The organism is Sphingomonas radicis (genome assembly GCF_051400635.1).
Taxonomy (GTDB): Bacteria; Pseudomonadota; Alphaproteobacteria; order Sphingomonadales; family Sphingomonadaceae; genus Sphingomonas.
The window spans coordinates 48,859-66,325 of record NZ_JBLFFG010000004.1 but is presented as its reverse complement, the minus strand read 5'-3'; the positions used below and the strand labels follow the sequence as shown (position 1 = coordinate 66,325).

The 17,467-nt window shown below is 65.6% G+C and carries 10 protein-coding genes and 1 tRNA gene; 9 read left to right on the top strand and 2 right to left on the bottom strand.

Annotation, left to right across the window (positions count from 1 at the left end):
* Positions 1–154: 154 nt before the first annotated feature.
* Positions 155–3,490: a TonB-dependent receptor domain-containing protein gene (locus ACMGDH_RS14575; protein ID WP_436828696.1), complete on the top strand. Its 3,336-nt coding sequence runs from the start codon at positions 155–157 to the stop codon at positions 3,488–3,490.
* 76 nt (positions 3,491–3,566) lie between these two features.
* Positions 3,567–4,991 (top strand): glycoside hydrolase family 28 protein, encoded by a 1,425-nt coding sequence (locus tag ACMGDH_RS14570; RefSeq protein ID WP_436828695.1) that lies wholly within the window; start codon positions 3,567–3,569, stop codon positions 4,989–4,991.
* A gap of 171 nt (positions 4,992–5,162) precedes the next feature.
* On the opposite strand, the gene ACMGDH_RS14565 is transcribed toward ACMGDH_RS14570, so the two are convergent.
* Positions 5,163–5,309, bottom strand: coding sequence for a hypothetical protein (locus tag ACMGDH_RS14565; protein ID WP_436828694.1), 147 nt, complete (start codon positions 5,307–5,309; stop codon positions 5,163–5,165).
* A 119-nt stretch (positions 5,310–5,428) separates the two neighbouring features.
* Positions 5,429–7,141: a M1 family metallopeptidase gene (locus tag ACMGDH_RS14560; protein WP_436828693.1), complete on the bottom strand. Its 1,713-nt coding sequence runs from the start codon at positions 7,139–7,141 to the stop codon at positions 5,429–5,431.
* Between the two features lie 207 nt (positions 7,142–7,348).
* Between ACMGDH_RS14560 and lon the strand changes: the two genes are divergently transcribed.
* The 7 genes from lon to ACMGDH_RS14525 all read left to right on the top strand — a co-directional run bounded on the left by lon (position 7,349) and on the right by ACMGDH_RS14525 (position 17,423).
* Complete coding sequence (gene lon / locus ACMGDH_RS14555; RefSeq protein ID WP_436828692.1) at positions 7,349–9,745, top strand: endopeptidase La; 2,397 nt, start codon at positions 7,349–7,351, stop codon at positions 9,743–9,745.
* Positions 9,746–9,878: 133 nt separating this feature from the next.
* The gene (locus tag ACMGDH_RS14550; protein WP_436828691.1) at positions 9,879–10,151 is read left to right on the top strand and encodes an HU family DNA-binding protein; all 273 of its coding nucleotides are present in this window, start codon (positions 9,879–9,881) and stop codon (positions 10,149–10,151) included.
* Positions 10,152–10,237: 86 nt separating this feature from the next.
* A tRNA-Val gene (locus ACMGDH_RS14545) sits at positions 10,238–10,312 on the top strand.
* 95 nt (positions 10,313–10,407) lie between these two features.
* On the top strand, positions 10,408–10,812 hold the full coding sequence (locus ACMGDH_RS14540; RefSeq protein ID WP_436828690.1) for a hypothetical protein: 405 nt from the start codon (positions 10,408–10,410) through the stop codon (positions 10,810–10,812).
* A 293-nt stretch (positions 10,813–11,105) separates the two neighbouring features.
* Positions 11,106–12,788 carry a cation:proton antiporter domain-containing protein gene (locus tag ACMGDH_RS14535; RefSeq protein ID WP_436828689.1) on the top strand — a complete coding sequence of 561 codons (1,683 nt, stop codon included), beginning with the start codon at positions 11,106–11,108 and terminating at the stop codon, positions 12,786–12,788.
* Between the two features lie 150 nt (positions 12,789–12,938).
* Positions 12,939–14,552 carry a beta-helix domain-containing protein gene (locus ACMGDH_RS14530; protein ID WP_436828688.1) on the top strand — a complete coding sequence of 538 codons (1,614 nt, stop codon included), beginning with the start codon at positions 12,939–12,941 and terminating at the stop codon, positions 14,550–14,552.
* An 87-nt stretch (positions 14,553–14,639) separates the two neighbouring features.
* Positions 14,640–17,423: a TonB-dependent receptor domain-containing protein gene (locus ACMGDH_RS14525; protein ID WP_436828687.1), complete on the top strand. Its 2,784-nt coding sequence runs from the start codon at positions 14,640–14,642 to the stop codon at positions 17,421–17,423.
* Positions 17,424–17,467: the final 44 nt, after the last annotated feature.

The window sequence follows — 17,467 nt, the reverse complement described above, 5'->3', positions numbered from 1 at the left end:
TGCAATCGCGGCTATTCTATAAATACATGATATAGATAGATAAATTCTACGGAAACTCCTCATCCATGTAGGGCTTGTGCCGCGCCTTTGGCGATGATACCGGTGTCAATAGAACAGCTGGCGACAGGCTGGCGGACATTGGGGGAGAGATGAGATGAGCAGGCGCAAGTCTGAGGTACTTCGTGGTGCCTCGCGTGGCGTAATCGCCTTCATGGGCGCGATCGCATTGATGCCGGGAATGGCGCAGGCCGAGGACCGCATCATGCTTCCCGAAGCCGCGCGGCCCCTTGCCGCTCCGGAAACGCCGCCAGCGAACTCGCCGCAGGATGGCGCCTCTGCCCAACCTGCATCGAGCGACGAAGAAGTCGTCGTCACCGGCTTCCGTGCGTCGCTGCAGAATTCGCTCAACGTCAAGCGCACTTCGAACCAGATCGTCGATGCGATCACCGCGGAAGACATCGCCGACTTCCCCGACGCGAACCTGGCCGAATCGATTCAGCGCATCCCGGGCATTTCGATCGACCGCGACAACGGCGAGGGACGCTCGATCACCGTGCGCGGTCTGGGCGGCGACTTCCAGGCGGTACGGCTCAACGGCGCCGACGCGCTGAACGTGGCCGGCGGCAACCAGTCGGATGCAGGCGCCAATCGCTCGCGCGGATTCGACTTCAACACCTTCGCCTCCGAACTGTTCAGCTCGATCAAGGTGACCAAGTCGACGGCGGCCGAGAACGACGAAGGGTCGCTCGGCGCGATCATCGATCTCACCACCGGGCGTCCGCTGGCCTATAAGGGCAATCGCTTCGCGCTCGGCGCCGAGGCCGAGTATCGCGAGAACGGCGAGACCTGGAACCCGCGCTTCACTGGCCTCGCCTCGGTCAAGGTCGCGGACAATTTTGGCCTGCTCGTCTCGGGCGCCTATCAGAAGCAGAAGCAGCAGATCGATTCATACCGGCGCGGCATCGGCGCGTTCGAATACGCCTATCGCAATTCGCAGCTGAACGGCGTGACGCCGATCACCTATGGCTTTGCGCGGCCGGGCGGCACCGGGCCGACCTTCGGCTCGGATCCGGCGGCCTATGCGCTGGTGACGCCGACCACGATCATTCCGACTCTGCCTTCGGTCGGCCGCCAGTTCCTCGATTACGAGCGGATGGGCTTCACCGCGACGGCACAGTGGAAGCCGACGGAAGGCACCGAGATCATTCTCGACGGGGTCTATTCGAAGTACGATCAGAACAGCGATTCGACCGGCATCACCACGATCGGCCTCAACCGCAACGGCACAAATGCGCGCGCCGCGCAGACCGGCTCGGCGGGCTTGCGGCCGTTCGGCAACGCCAATTATTACAATGATCGGGTCGCGCTCTATCCCAATTGCGTGCCGAGCGCGATCGTCGACTGCAATGGCGAGGCGGCCGGAAACGGCGTCGGCGGCACACCGCTGCCGAGCTATTTCAACAGCCAGAATCCGAACAATCTCAATCCGTTCGACTATTACAACAACCCGGCGTCGCCCGGCTATGTCGCGACTCCCAATGGCACCGGCATGTATGCCGAGCTGATCGGCCGGCCCAACACCCAGATCCGCGCCGCGCACGTCAACGATGCCAACCAGGCCGACTATCTGGTGCTCGACAATGTCGACTGGCGCAGCTTCGCGGACTCGCAATACGGCACCACCGAGTTCAAGCAGCTAACCCTGAACTTCCACCAGGATCTGGTGGACGGCTTCTACGTCGACATCACCGGCGGCTGGTCCAAGTCGGAATTCCGCGCCCACGGCCTGCTCGCCGAATTCAACACGCTCGATCGCGACGGCTATACCTTCGACGATCGCGACGGCGGCGAGATGCCGGTGTTCAACCCGGGCTTCGACGTCGCCAATCCGCAGAGCTGGTCGCTGGTCAAGGGCCTGTCGACGATCCGCTACTTCACCAATTTTGTCGAAAACGAGTTCAAGGTAGCACGCGCGAACTTCACTTATGAAGCGCTGCCCGAGATGGCGCTCAAGTTCGGCCTGACCGCCAAGCAGTTCGACTATGCCGGCGACCAGGGCCGTCGCAACCAGTCGATCGAGGCGATCAATCCTACGCTGCAGGAAGCGGGGCTCGCGATCACCGATCTCGGCCAGACGATCGGCTTCGGCCAGGGGCTCAGCGTCACCCCGGGCACGCCGACCAGCTATTATGCGCCCGATCTGAACAAATTCGTCAACCAGTTCGGCATCGACTGCAATTGCGTCAACCAATGGGGTGACTATCGCGCCGTGGTCGACGGCCGTCAGCGCGCCGCGGTCTCAGAGCGTGACATCTCGGGTTATTTCCAGGTCGATTACGACGTGAACCTGTTCGGCCGGCCGCTGCGCGGCAACGTCGGCATGCGCATCGCCAACACCCGCGTCGACGGGCAGGGCAATATCGGTGGCGCCGACGGTGTCGCCGGCCTGCCGGTCACTGCGCACAACGAATATTGGGACTGGCTGCCTGCGATGAACGCCAATTGGGAGGTCGCCGACGGCTTCCTGATCCGCTTTGCTGCATCGAAGGTGATGTCGCGGCCGCAGCTCGCCGCGCTGACCCCGGGCACCACGTCGTTCTCGAGCGGCCTCAACGCGAACGGTACGGCGCCGGCGCTCACCGTCGGCAATCCCTATCTCGACCCGTTCCGCGCGACCAATCTCGACCTCAGCTTCGAGAAATATTTCTCGCACAACGGGCTGATCGGGGTGAACTTCTTCAAGAAGAACATCGACAGCTTCCCGCAGCAGATCGCCGCCGAGGCGCCGCTGTCGAGCGTGTTCGAGCCGGCGGTCTACGAACAGGTGGTCGCATCGATGACCAGCCCGACGCTTCAGGCCTACACCCGCGCGGGCGGCGTGTGGGCGGTCCGCCAGTTCGCCGATGCGCCGGGCGGCGAGATCAAGGGCATCGAAGTCAATCTCCAGACCGATTTCTATTTCCTGCCCGCGCCGTTCGACAAGCTCGGCATCACTGCGAACTATACGCACATCGATTCGAACCTGAGCTACCTGACGGGCACGGTGCTCAGCACCACCCAGACGGGCGGGGCCTCGACCGCGCAGAACACCTATGCCGAAGGCCCCTTCCTCAACACTTCGCCCGACGCGTTCAACGCCACGCTCTATTACGAGAACAGCGTCTGGTCCGCGCGCGTGTCGGGGGCGTACCGCACCCGGTACGTCAATCGCTTCCCACTCGCGAGCGGCACCTGCTCGGTGGGCACGACCACCAACGGCGGCGCGGCCTGCAACTCGCCCGTAGTGGCCGATTTCGGCTACAACGAGGACACGCTCAACATCGACGTGGCGATCGGCGTGAACGTCACCGACTATGCCAAGCTCACCCTCGAAGCCCGCAACCTGACGAACGAGCGGCAGTATCGCACCATGTATGCGGACAACCCCGTGACACAAACCTATGCCAGCACCGGGCGGATCGTCACCGCCGGTTTGCGGCTGTCGTTCTAAAAGGGGGACAGGCGGCAGCGAGGGTCGCACGCTGCCGCCTGCTTTTAGTCCGCCGCCCTTGGAGAGGAGCGAGACGATGCTGATCGGGATGGGCCGGCGAGAGCTGCTTCAGGCAGCGGCGATTGGCGGAGCGGGGCTGGTGCTGCCGCGCGCCGCATGGGCGGCCGCTGCCGATCCCTGGAACCGCGCCGCGACGATCGCGCGCACCGTCCGCGCGCCGCGCTTTCCCGCGCGCAGCTTCCCCATCACCGATTTCGGCGCGCGCGGTGACCGCACCACGCTCAACACCGATGCGATCGCCAGGGCGATAAAGGCGTGCACCGCCGCGGGCGGCGGCCGGGTGCTCGTGCCCGCCGGCGATTTCCTCACCGGCGCGGTGCATCTCGAGTCCAACGTCGAGCTGCATCTCGCCGAGGGCGCGACTCTGCTCTTCAGCACCGATCCCGCGCACTACCCGTTGGTCTTCACCCGCTGGGAGGGGATCGAGCTGATCAACTATTCGCCGCTGGTCTATGCGTACAAGGCGAAGAACGTCGCGATCACCGGCAAGGGCACGCTCGACGGGCAGGCCGGCGCCGAGCATTGGTGGTCGTGGAAAGGCCCGTGGGGCGGCACCGTCCCCTATGGCTGGCGCGAGGGCATGCCCAACCAGCGCCCGGCGCGCGCCAGGCTGTTCCAGATGGCCGAAGACCGCGTGCCGGTGGAGAAGCGGGTGTTCGGGCCCGGCAGCTATCTGCGCCCGCCCTTCATCCAGCCCTATCTCTGCGAGAATGTGCTGATCGAAGGCGTGAAGATCCGCCGCTCGCCCTTCTGGAACGTCCATCCTGTGCTCTGCCGCAACGTGATCGTGCGCGGGATCGACGTGATGGGGCACGGCCCCAACAACGACGGCATCGATCCGGAATCGGTCGACATGATGCTGATCGAGGATTGCGTGTTCGACACCGGGGACGATTGCATCGCCGTCAATTCGGGCCGCAACGAGGACGGCCGGCGCCTCGCCACGCCCGCGCAGAACATCCTGATCCGCAATTGCCGCATGCGGGAAGGGCACGGCGGTGTCGTGGTCGGCTCGCAGATTTCGGGCGGCGCACGCTGGGTGTTCGCCGAGAATTGCGTGATGGACAGCCCCGATCTCTGGTACGCGATCCGCTTCAAGAACAACGCGCTGCGCGGCGGGCTGCTCGAGAATTTCTACTATCGCGACATCAGCGTGGGGCAGGTGGGCCGCGCCGCGGTGACCTGCGACTTCAACTATGAGGAAGGTGCCAACGGCCGCTTCGTGCCCCGGTTGCGCAACGTCGTGATCGAGCGGCTGAAGGCGAAGCAGGCGGTCCGCGTGCTCGACAGCCAGGGCCTGCCCGGCGCCCCGGTGACCGACATCACTCTGCGCGACTGCAGCTTCGACGGCGTCACCCAGCCGAGCATCGTCCGCCACACCGAGCGGCTCGTGCTCGACAATGTGCAGGTCAACGGCAAGCGCGTGGAGACGCTCGGCTGAGCCCGAACGCGGTCCACCGGCACATTCCACAATCAATGCTGGCAAAGTAGGATTTGTTCTGCTTTCGTTCGCATATGCCCGAGCAGCGGAATGCCCCTCCCTCAACCCGCGCCGCAGAGCTGCCGCGCGGCCGCCGCGTGGATGACGCGTGGGCGCTGCGCCGGTGCCGCGTCACTGCCGCTTCGGCGCCGCGTGGGTGTAGCGTCGCTGCCGCGTCGGTGCCGCGTCGCTGTAGCGTCGCTGCCGCGTCGGTGCCGCGAGCGTGTAGCGTGAGTGCCGCGTCAGTGTCGCGTCGCTGTAGCGTCGCCGCCGCTTCACTGCCGCTTCGCTGGCGCGTTGCTGTCGCTTCGGCCGAAAAACGCGTTATCGAGTCAACCGAGTCAACCGGGTCAACCGGCTTTCGCTGGGAAACGGATCCCGTCCCGCCGAACTCGGCGCTAGCGGCCGGCCTGATAGGCTTCGACTGCCTCCGACCGCCTGAGGATGCGCGCCCAGGGGTCGATCACGACATGCGCGTCGCGGCCGACCGCGATGCTTCCGCGGCCGCCGGTCATCGCCAGCTTCTCGATCCTACCGTCCACTTCGACTTCGACCGGGAGCGGGAAGGGCTTGCCGCCGGGTGCCTTCCATTCGAGCGTCAACCGGTCGCCGGTGCGCGTCTGGACGAGATCGGGCAGCGCAGCCTCGCGAAGATAGACGTCGAAGAACCAGTTGAGGTCCTTGCCCGATACCTGATTGACGATCTCGATGAACTCGCCGGTGCTCGAAAAGCGCGGCTTGAAATTGCCAGGCCTGGGATCGGGGCGGCCATAGACCAGCCGCCGCGTGGCTTCCCAGAAGGCCTTGTCGCCGATCAGGTTCCGCAGCGTGTGGAGCACCCAGGCGCCCTTGACGTAGATGTCGCCGCCGGGGCCGCCCTTCTCGGCCTGATAGACTTCTTCGGTGGTGCGGACCTTGCCCGATACGATGGGCGCGTCGTTGGCGATCTGGTTGCGGAACTTCTCCATCATGCTGGCGTAACGCGCCTCGCCTTCGCGCCAGCGGCCGTAGAGCGGCTGCATATATTGGCCATAGCCTTCGTGGAGCCAGAAATCGTCCCAGTTCGCCGCCGACATCTGGTTGCCGAACCATTCGTGCGCGAGCTCGTGCTGGAACAGCCAGTCGAACCCGTCGGGGTCCTTCTTGTAGTTGTTCCCATAGGCGTTGATCGTCTGGTGCTCCATGCCCAGATGCGGCGTCTCGACCACGCCCAGCTTCTCGTCACCCCAGGGAAACGGGCCGACATTGGCCTCGAAGAAATCGAGCGTCGGCGCGAACTCGGCGAACAGGCCCTGCGCCTTCTCGTCCCGGCCGGGGAGATGCCAGTAATGGAGCGGGATCACGTTCCCGAAGCGGCTCTTGTAGCTGCCCTTGATCTCCCGATAGGGCGCGACGTTGAGTGCAACCGTATAGGGATTGGGGCTCTTCGCGTGCCAGTTCCAGGTCGTGCGTCCGTCGGCCAGCGTGTCGATCTTGCGGAGCACGCCGTTGGACGGAGCCGACAGGCCCTTGGGCACGGTGATGTGGAGGTCGATCGCTGCCGGCTCGCCCGCGGGGAAGTCGAGGCACGGCCAGAACAGGTCGCAGCCATAGCCCTGCGCGGTGGTGGCGACCCAGGGTGCACCCTCCGGCGTCTTGCTCCAGACGATGCCGTCGTCCCAGGGCGCGCGCACCGCGACGTGCGGCGTGCCGCCATAGACGATGCGGACCACGGCCTTGGCGCCCGCGGCGACCGGGCGGGGAAGGGTGATCGCCAGCCTGCCCTCGGGATTGGACCAGCTGCCCTTGCGGAGCTCGGCCCCGTCGACGCTCACTGCGCTCACCGGCAAATTCTTGTCGAGGTCGATCAGCAGCCGGGATTGGGGCGCAGCGGTGCGCAGCGTGAGCGTGGCGGTGCCCTGCAGCCGCTGGGTGGCAGGGAGCACTTCGATCGCCAGGTCGACATGCTCGAGCCGCAGCGCCGCGCGCTCGGGCTCGACTTGCCCTCCCGAGGCTTCGGTGAGCGCAGTGATCGGCGGCTCGCCGGGCTTGACCTGGGCCAGGGCCGGCATGGCCAGCGCGAGCGACGAAGCTGCGAGAAGCAGACGCGTGGGAATGATTGTCTCCATCATGCGAATTCGTGGATGAAGCCGTTTGGAATGGCAATGGGAGCGAAGGCGGCCGGCACGGATCGACGGCGGGCTCCGGCGTGAACCGGCGCGGCGCCGTGCGTGCGCGGGAGCATCAGTCCACAACCAATCAAGCTATGGCGATTGATGCCGGTGGCGCCGGCCCCATATATAGTAGAGATTGAGGGTCGTTGGGGCCCAGGAGTGTTCATGAAGCAGTCTTATCCTGTCCTGCCGCTTCGGGATATCGTCGTCTTCCCGCACATGATCGTGCCGCTGTTCGTCGGCCGCGACAAGTCGGTAGCCGCGCTCGAGGCCGCCATGGCCGACGACAAGGAGATATTCCTCGTCGCGCAGCTCGATCCGGCCGAGGATGATCCCGGCCGCGAGGATCTCTACGATACCGGCGTTTCCGCCGAGGTGCTCCAGCTCCTCAAGCTGCCGGACGGCACGGTGCGCGTGCTCGTTGCGGGCAAGGAGCGCGGCGCGCTCGAGACGGTTGACGAGAGCGGCGCCTATCTCACCGCCACCGTGAGCCCGGTCGAGGAGGCCGAGCCCGAGGGTGCCGAGGTCCAGGCGCTGATGCGCTCGGTGGTCGAGCAGTTCGAGAACTACGCCAAGCTCAATCGCAAGCTGCCGGCGGAGACTGCGGTCCAGCTCGCCGAGCTCGACGATGCCTCGCGCCTTGCCGACGCGGTCGCGGCCAACATCGCCGTCAAGGTTGCCGACAAGCAGTCGCTGCTCGTCGAGAAGGATCCCCAGAAGCGGCTCGAGATGGTGTTCGCCTTCATGGAAGGCGAGCTCGGCGTGCTCCAGGTCGAGAAGAAGATCCGCTCGCGCGTCAAGCGCCAGATGGAGAAGACCCAGCGCGAATATTATCTCAACGAGCAGTTGAAGGCGATCCAGCGCGAGCTGGGCAACGAGGGCGAGGAAGGTGAGGGCGACGAAGTCGCCGAGCTGACCCAGAAGATCGCCACGCTCAAGCTCTCGAAGGAAGCGCGCGCCAAGGCCCAGGGCGAGCTCAAGAAGCTCAAGACCATGGCCCCGATGAGCGCCGAAGCCACGGTGGTGCGCAACTATCTGGACGTGCTGCTGGGCCTGCCCTGGGGCAAGAAGTCGAAGCTCAAGAAGGATATCGGCGAGGCGCAGAACGTCCTCGACCAGGACCATTATGCGCTCGAGAAGGTCAAGGACCGGATCGTCGAGTATCTCGCGGTCCAGGCGCGCACCAACAAGCTCAAGGGGCCGATCCTGTGCCTCGTGGGTCCGCCGGGCGTGGGCAAGACCTCGCTGGGCAAGAGCATCGCCAAGGCGACGGGCCGTGAGTTCATCCGCCAGTCGCTGGGCGGCGTGCGCGACGAGGCCGAGATCCGTGGCCACCGGCGCACCTATATCGGCTCGCTGCCGGGCAAGATCGTGTCGAACCTCAAGAAGGCTGGCACCAGCAACCCGCTGTTCCTGCTCGATGAGATCGACAAGCTCGGCCAGGACTTCCGCGGCGATCCCGCCTCGGCGCTGCTCGAAGTGCTCGACCCCGAGCAGAACAACAAGTTCAACGACCATTATCTGGAGATCGACATCGATCTCTCGGACGTGATGTTCGTGTGCACGGCGAACTCGTTGAACCTGCCGCAGCCGCTGCTCGATCGCATGGAGATCATCCGGCTCGAAGGCTATACCGAGGACGAGAAGGTCGAGATCGCCGAGCGGCACCTGATCGCCAAGCAGATCGATGCGCATGGCCTTAAGGAAGGCGAGTTCACGCTCACCAACGCGGGCCTGCGCGACCTGATCCGCTATTACACGCGCGAGGCGGGCGTGCGCACGCTGGAGCGCGAGATCGCCAAGCTCGCGCGCAAGGCGCTCCGCAAGATCCTCGAGGGCAAGGAGACTCAGGTCACCATCACGCCCGAGAACCTTCACGAATATGCCGGCGTGCAGAAGTACCGCTTCGGCGTGGGCGAGGAGGAGCACCAGATCGGTGCGGTCACTGGGCTCGCCTGGACCGAAGTGGGCGGCGAGCTGTTGACGATCGAAAGCGTGACCGTGCCGGGCAAGGGCGCGATCAAGACCACCGGCAAGCTCGGCGACGTGATGAAGGAATCGGTCGAAGCCGCATTCAGCTTCGTCAAGGCGCGCTCGCCCAGCTACGGGATCAAGCCAAGCCTGTTCCACCGCAAGGACATCCACGTCCACCTGCCCGAAGGTGCGGTGCCGAAGGACGGGCCCTCGGCTGGCATCGGCCTGGTGACGTCGCTCGTCTCGACGCTCACCGGCGTCGCGGTGCGCAAGGACGTGGCGATGACCGGCGAGGTCACGCTGCGCGGCCGGGTGCTGCCCATCGGCGGGCTCAAGGAGAAGCTGCTCGCGGCGATGCGCGGCGGCATCAAGACGGTGCTGATCCCGATCGAGAACGAGAAGGACCTGGCCGAGATCCCCGCCAACGTCCGCGAGGGGCTGGAGATCGTGCCGGTCAAGCACGTCGATGAGGTGCTGCACCTCGCGCTCACCGAGCCGCTGAGCGCGATCGACTGGACCGATGCGGATGAACTGGCCGCCCAGCCGCCCGCGCCGGTCCCGGGGATCGGCGACGCGGTCCATCATTGAGGAGGCGTTACTTTCCGGCACGTAAGCGCCGGAAAAGCCTTTGACAGCGGCGGCGGTCGCGTGCTGACTGGCTCGCCGCCGCGACTCGATCTGAAATCGAAACGGACAAACTTTTAGGGGGTTCACCAGCAAGATGAACAAGCAAGAGCTGATCGCACAGGTCGCCGACAATTCGGGACTGGGCAAGGGTGACGCCAGCAAGGCCGTCGAAGCCGTGTTCGATGCGATCTCGAGCGCGCTCAAGAAGGGCGACGAGGTCCGTCTCGTCGGGTTCGGCACCTTCTCGGTCAGCAAGCGCAAGGCCTCGACCGGCCGCAACCCCCGCACCGGCGAGGAAATGACGATCAAGGCGTCGAATCAGCCGAAGTTCAAGGCCGGCAAGGGCCTGAAGGATTCGGTCAACTGATCCTTCGGGAATGCCGGGCCAAGGGGCTGGACAGCGCGTTCATCGCCGCTTAAAGGCCCGCTTCCCGTTTCCGCCGAAAGGCGAATGGGCGCGTAGCTCAGTGGTAGAGCACTGTGTTCACACCGCAGGGGTCGCAAGTTCAATCCTTGCCGCGCCCACCATGTAGCAAAGCCCGCCGGTCCCCGCGACCGGCGGGCTTTTTGCTGCCCGGCAAGCGGTTTACCCACGAAGGCGCGGCTGATACGGTCCCGATTGCATGGAGCGTATCGCCAGCCACCGCCTGAACCTGGTCTTCCAGCCGCTGCACTATGCTGCGCTGGTGTGGGGCGTGGTGCTCACCGTGCTGGTCTGCGCACTCGCCCCCGCCGGGCTCCCGCACACCGCGACGCAGGGATCGGCGTTCAACCCCGCCACCACCAGCGTCGCGCTGCACGCCAAGGCACCCCGCGAGCGGCTGCTGGGCAAACATGCAGTTGAGCCGGCAAACCCCGATCCGGAAGCGCGCAAGCAGGTGTCGCACGTCGCAGCGATCGTGCCGATTGCTCCACTTGCACACCGTCCCGCACCAAACCTCGCTCAGCCACCGAGTGCGAGCGCATTTCCATCGCGCCCCGCATCCCCTCACGCCGTTCCCTGGGCGCGCGGACCTCCCGTCGCCTGATCATGGCGGGGCACGCACGCCACGCGCAGCCCCGGGCGAACTGCCGCATTGGAACGCCAGTGAGCGCGAAGCGCCGACGCGCCGCGCCGGGAGGCAGCTTTGATGAGGAAAACAGCCAAGAACAAACGGCCGCCCTGGTGGTTTGCTTTGGCAGTATGGACGGCGATAGCCGGCGTCGCGGGCCTGCTGGCCGCGGTGCTTGGCCCCGCCTCCTCCTGACGAAACGGTGAGAGGCCGGGCACGACTGGAGCCCGGCCCCTTGCACAGAACAGATATTATCCACCGGAGGCGCCATGATGCACCACACGCCGCTGATCGCCACCATCGTCGCGGGCCTTGTCGCGGCCTTTGTAATGGGCGCGATCGCGCATCGACTGAAGGTCTCGCCGATCGCCGGCTACCTCCTCGCGGGTGTGGTGGTGGGGCCGTTCACGCCCGGCTATGTCGCCGACGCAGGCCTCGCCAACGAGCTCGCCGAGCTGGGCGTGATCCTGCTGATGTTTGGCGTGGGGCTGCACTTTTCGCTGCGCGACCTGCTTTCGGTGCGCAAGATCGCCGTACCCGGCGCGATCGTCCAGATCGCCGCGGCAACCGCGATGGGCATGGCGCTCGCCTGGATCGTGGGATGGGGCCTCCTCGCCGGGTTCGTCTTCGGCCTCGCACTTTCGGTGGCGAGCACGGTGGTGCTGCTCCGGGCGCTGCAGGCGCGGGACATTGTCCAGACCGAGCGCGGCCGCATCGCCGTCGGCTGGCTGATCGTCGAGGATCTGGTGATGGTGCTCGCGCTGGTGCTGCTGCCGGTACTGGCCGAGATGATGAACGGCGCGGCAGAGGGCGGCGGCGCAGCGATCGTCCAGCCGCTGCTGGCTACCTTCCTCAAGGTTGCGGGATTCCTGGCAGTGATGCTCGTGGTCGGCCGGCGGGCCATTCCCTGGGCGCTGCAATGGGTGGTCGGAACCGGATCGCGCGAGCTCTTCCGCCTCGCCGTGCTCGCGATCGCGCTCGGCGTGGCGTTCGGCGCGGCGCTTGCCTTCCAGGTCTCGTTCGCGCTGGGCGCGTTCTTCGCCGGGATGATCCTGGGCGAGACCTCGCTCAGCCGGCGCGCAGCCGAAGAGACCTTGCCGCTGCGCGATGCCTTTGCCGTCCTCTTCTTCGTCTCGGTGGGCATGTTGTTCAACCCGAGCGTGGTCGTCGAGCAGCCGCTCGTGCTGCTCGCCACGGTGGCGATCATCGTGCTCGGCAAGTCGTTGGCGGCCTATCTGATCGTGCAGGCCTTCGGCTATCCGCGCCAGACCGGGCTCACCGTCGCGGTGAGCCTTGCGCAAATCGGCGAATTCTCGTTCATACTTGCAGGGCTGGGGACCGAGCTGGGGATACTGCCACCCGACGCGCGCGACGTGATCCTTGCCGGCGCGATGATCTCGATCTTCGCCAATCCCTTCCTCTTCTCGTTCATCGCCAACCGCTATGCCGAGCGTGAGCCCGAGCGCGGACCCGTCGCACCGGCCGATCTGCCGGCAGGGCACGTTATCCTGGTAGGTTACGGCAGGGTGGGGAGCATGATCGCCGCCGAGTTCAAGCGCCGCGGCAAGGCCTTCGTGGTGATCGAGGACCAAGGAGACGTGGTGGCGCGGGCGCGGGCGGACGGAGCCGCAGTGATCGAGGGCAATGCGCTCGAGGCGCGGACGCTGGTGACCGCCGGAATCGGCATTGCGGCCAAGCTGTTGATCGCCATCCCCGCGGGCTTCGAAGCCGCGGCCATCCTGCAGCACGCACGCATCCTGAATCCTGCGCTCCCGGTGATCGCGCGCGCGCATTCGCAGGATGAAGTCGAGTATCTGGAGAGCGTCGGCGTCGATCATGTCGTGATGGGCGAGCGCGAGATCGCCAACGAAATGATGCGCCTGTCCGCAGCGATGCGAGCCGCAGGCGACGGGTCTGCGTCGTCCCAGCCCGGGTCTGTCACGCAAACGTAACCAAAGAGTCCCTGAAAATTCTCTGAAACCCAACACTCCCGTCACGGGCAGCGCCTAGCGCGGCGCTGCGGCCGACAGGGGGTTAAGCCGAGTCGATCCCGCAAAGTTTCGAACCCGCGCAACCCGGCGTCCGCCGGAATCGGAGAATTTATGGCCAGCTTCCAACGCCTCAGCCTCATCCTCATGACGACCGCCGCGTCTGCCGCGCTCTCCGCATGCAACGGCGCGGACAATGTGGCCTCGCCGGGCGCCGGCAGCGTCGTCATCGTCACGCCGACTCCCACGCCGGCTCCGTCGCCCACGCCGACCCCGAGCGCGCCGATCACGGCTGCGCAGTTCGCGGCGGTAACGACGCAGAGCGGCATCACCGTCACCGCCGACGAGCAGCTCGCGGTGGTAAACGCCGGCACCAACAACAACGTCAACGGCACCAATGTGCTGAACGGCATTTATCCGACGAGCGCGACGTCGGCGACGACTGCGGCCGATCCGTCGGCGCTCAACGCCTTCTTCACCAGCACCAACTACGTCGGCGCGCTCAATGGTCCGACGGACACCTCGTTCCAGGATTGGACCTGCAACTCGACCTCGGCAAACTTCGGCGGCACCACCGCGGCCTGCACCGCCGTGCCGAACATCGGAGCCTATAGCGCTTCGACGTCGGTTTGCCCGGCGGGCACGACCGATGATGGTACGAACAGCAGCAGCAGCCCGACGCTTCGCTACTGCCGTCTGCCGACCGCAATTGCGGCCAATCTGACGCTGCCGAAGATCGCCGGCGTGGTGTACCGCCTTCGCGGCCAGACCGAAGTCGGCACCGATCTGGGTGCGACCGGCGGCACCGGCGTGACGCTGACGATCGAGCCCGGCGTCGTGATCGCCGCCGACTCGAGCGAAGCCACCAACGACCTGCTGCTCGTCAACCGCGGCTCGAGGATCATGGCAGTCGGCACGCGCGCCGCGCCGATCATCTTCACCTCGCAGCAGAATCTCGCCAGCAACGGCGTGAGCGATTCGACCCAGGGCCAGTGGGGCGGCGTCATCCTGCTCGGCCGCTCGACCACCGCAGTCTGCGCCAGCGGCACCGGCGGCGACACGGGCACGCCCTGCCAGCAGGCGATCGAAGGCGTCACGGGCCGCTTCTACGGCGGCACCAACGAAGCCGACAGCAGCGGCCAGATGTCCTATGTCCAGATCCGCTACAGCGGCATCGCCATCTCGGACGGCAACGAGCTGCAGGGCCTGACGCTGGGTGCGGTCGGTTCGGGCACGGTGCTCGACCATATCCAGAGCCACAACTCGGCCGATGACGGCATCGAGATCTTCGGCGGCACCAGCAACATCAAGTATATCGCTATCACGGGTGCGGACGACGACGGCTTCGACGTCGACAACGGCTGGCGCGGCTTCATCCAGTTCGCGATTGCCGCACAGAAGGTTTCGGGTGCGACCGCCGACTCTTTCTCGACCGAGATCGACTCGAACGGCGCCGAGGACCTGATCCCGCGCACCTGGGGCCGCTACGCCAACTTCACCTTCGTCCAGACGGCGAATGCGCCGGCGGCCATCCGCCTGCGCGGCGGTGCGGACTTCAACTTCGTCAACGGCATCGTGAAGACCCCCGCCGGCGTGGCCTGCGTCAACATCGTCGCGGGTGCGACCAGCGCGACCGACAAGTCGACGATCCGCCCGGCCAACCCGGCGTTGCAGGACCAGGGCCCGCCGGTGTTCAACTCGGTCTACTTCAGCTGCCAGGGCCGCTGAGGCTTACCGAGCGCCATGCAAATCCTGTCGGGGCGGCGCGAACCGCCGCCCCGGCATCGCTCATATAACTGACTGGATGACACGGCCATGCAGCGACGCCTCGCCTATGCCACGCTTCTTCTCCTGACCTCGCAGCTCGTCTCGCCGGCGGTGCTCGCGCAGACTGCCGGCGGTTCAACGGAGCCGGCGCCAGCGCCCGTGCCGCAGCCGGGCGATGTCGCACAGGGCCAGACCGGCACCACGGAGCAGGATGTCGAAGTTTCGGCACCCGGCGTCGATACCGAGAATATCGAGGACATCGTCGTCGTCGGCCGGCACATCCCCAACGCGGTTCGCGCCACGCCGCAGATCATCTCGGTGCTCTCCACCGAGGACATCGCACGCACCGGCGAAGGCGATATCGCGGGCGCGTTGACCCGCGTCACCGGCCTCAGCGTCGTCGGCGGCGGCTTCGTCTATGTCCGCGGCCTCGGCGACCGCTATTCCTCGTCGCTGCTCAACGGCTCGCCGCTGCCGAGCCCCGAGCCGCTTCGCCGCTCGGTTCCGCTCGACATCTTTCCGACCACGATCGTCGGCTCGGCGCTCGTTCAGAAGACCTATTCGGTCAACTATCCGGGTGAGTTCGGCGGTGGCGTGATCAACCTCACGACCAAGGCGATCCCGGACAAGAATTTCGTGACGATCGGCGGCTCGATCGCAGCCGACAGCGTGACCACGAGCGAGCTCGGTTACACTTATTACGGTGGCGACACCGACTGGCTCGGCTTCGACGACGGCACCCGCAACGTGCCGGACTTCATCCGCAATGCGCCTGATGGGACCGGCCTCATCCCGGCCGAGCAGGTGCTCCAGCTGTCGAACGCGTCGACCACGTTGATGCAGAGCAACTATCAGCTGCCGGCCAACTGGTCGGGCGAACTCAGCACCGGCATGAAGTTCGACATCGGCAGTGATCAGCTCGGCCTGATCACTTCGGTGGGCTACAGCAACACCTGGCGCACGCGCTCGATCATCCAGCAGGATTCGGTCACCGAGGAAGGCGCGCTGCGCAACGACTTCCGCACGCTGATCACCGACAACCGCATCATCGGCAACGCGCTGATCGGGCTTGGCTATTCGTTCGGCGAGAACACGCTGCGCTGGACCAACGTCTATATCCGCGACGTGCTCAAGCAGGCGCGCGGCTCGGCCGCCGAAGTCTATAACAACGCGAGCGGGCTGCGCTTCCAGCAGAACACCAACTGGTTCGAACGCCAGCTGTTCGAGAGCCAGGCTGTGGCCGAGCTGCGCTTCTCCGACGCGCTCCGGCTCGATCTGCGCGGTGCCTATGCCAATTCGAAGCGCAACGCGCCCTATGAACGGCAATTCGACTATCTGTGCTCGGATCGCACCACCACCGGATCGCCGATCGAATATGACGGCGGCAACGGCGCTACCGGCTTCCAGTGCGACGGCGCCTATCAGGTGACGCAGCGGTTCTCGCCCTTCGCCTCGATCATCTTCTCGGACTTGAACGAAGATCTTTGGACCGGGCAGGCCGACCTCTCCTACAAGGTGCAGGACCTCGCGACGGTTTCGGCGGGCTATTATTATTCGGACACCCAGCGCTTCTCGCGGCGCCTGCAGTTCAACTATCAGACGAGCGCGGGCGGCGGCACGGCGCCGGGCTATCCCTACAACCTGCTCCGCCCGGATTATCTGCTGAGCCCGGACGTTGTGAACAACGCCTGCCCGCAGTCCGGCACCGGTGCGTGTACGATCCAGCTGCAGTTCAACACGCCGCTTGGTGCCTACGCCTATGACGCGGGGCTGCGCATCCACGCGGGCTACGCCCAGGTGGAGGTCGAACCCTTCACCAGCCTGCGCGCCGTGGCCGGCGTCCGCTACGAAAAGGCCGATCAGTTTGTGACGCCGATCGGTGCGACGACCACCGAACTGGAGAACGACTATTGGTTGCCCGCGGCGACGGTGACCTGGAACTTCGCCGAGGACATGCAGCTGCGCGGCAGCTTCGCCAAGACGATCTCGCGGCCGCAGTTCCGCGAACTGGCGCCGCAGCAGTTCCGCGATCCGGATTCGGATCGGCTGTTCTTCGGCAACCCGCTGCTGCAGGACTCGGAACTCTATAATTTCGAGGCGCGTTACGAGTGGTTCTTCGGGCGTGACGAGCGCTTCACGCTGGCCGGCTTCTACAAGCGGATCGAGAATCCGATCGAGCAGGTCGGCTTCTACACCGGCGCCGACGATCGGCTGCAGACCGGCTTCACCAACCTGCCCAAGGCGAAGCTCTACGGCGCCGAGGTCGAGGTGCAGAAATACTTCCCGCTCGAAGGGTTGGGCGGCGGCTTCTTCGCCACCCGACGCTTGGTAGCGATCGCGAACTACACCTATACCAACTCGGAGATCACGGCGGACGACAGCTGCGTGCCGAACGTTTTGAACCAGACGATCGGCGGCTGCGCTGCCGGCTTTGGCCCGGCGAACCTCCAGTTCAACGATGGCGCGCCGCTCACCGGCCAGTCGGACCATCTGGTCAACCTCCAGCTCGGCATCGAGGACACGGAAGCGCTGTCGCAGCTCACCTTCCTGTTCAACTATGCGAGCGACCGCGTGACCAACCGCGGCCCGTCGAACCTGTCGGGCCAGGGCTTCCAGCCCGATATCATCGAGCGCCCCGGCATCCGCTTCGATGTCGTCGCGCGGCAGGGCTTCGAGATCGGCGGGGGCGCGTTCGAGCTCAAGCTGGAAGCGCGGAACCTGCTCGGCACGCGCTATCAGGAGAGCCAGAGCTTCGACAGCGGCAACGTGGTGTACGTGAACCGCTACGACATGGGCCGGATCTTCTCGCTGGGGGTCAGCGCGACCTTCTGAGGCTTTCGCGCTTCAGTTAAGGAAAGGGCTCCGGTGCTGCGTGC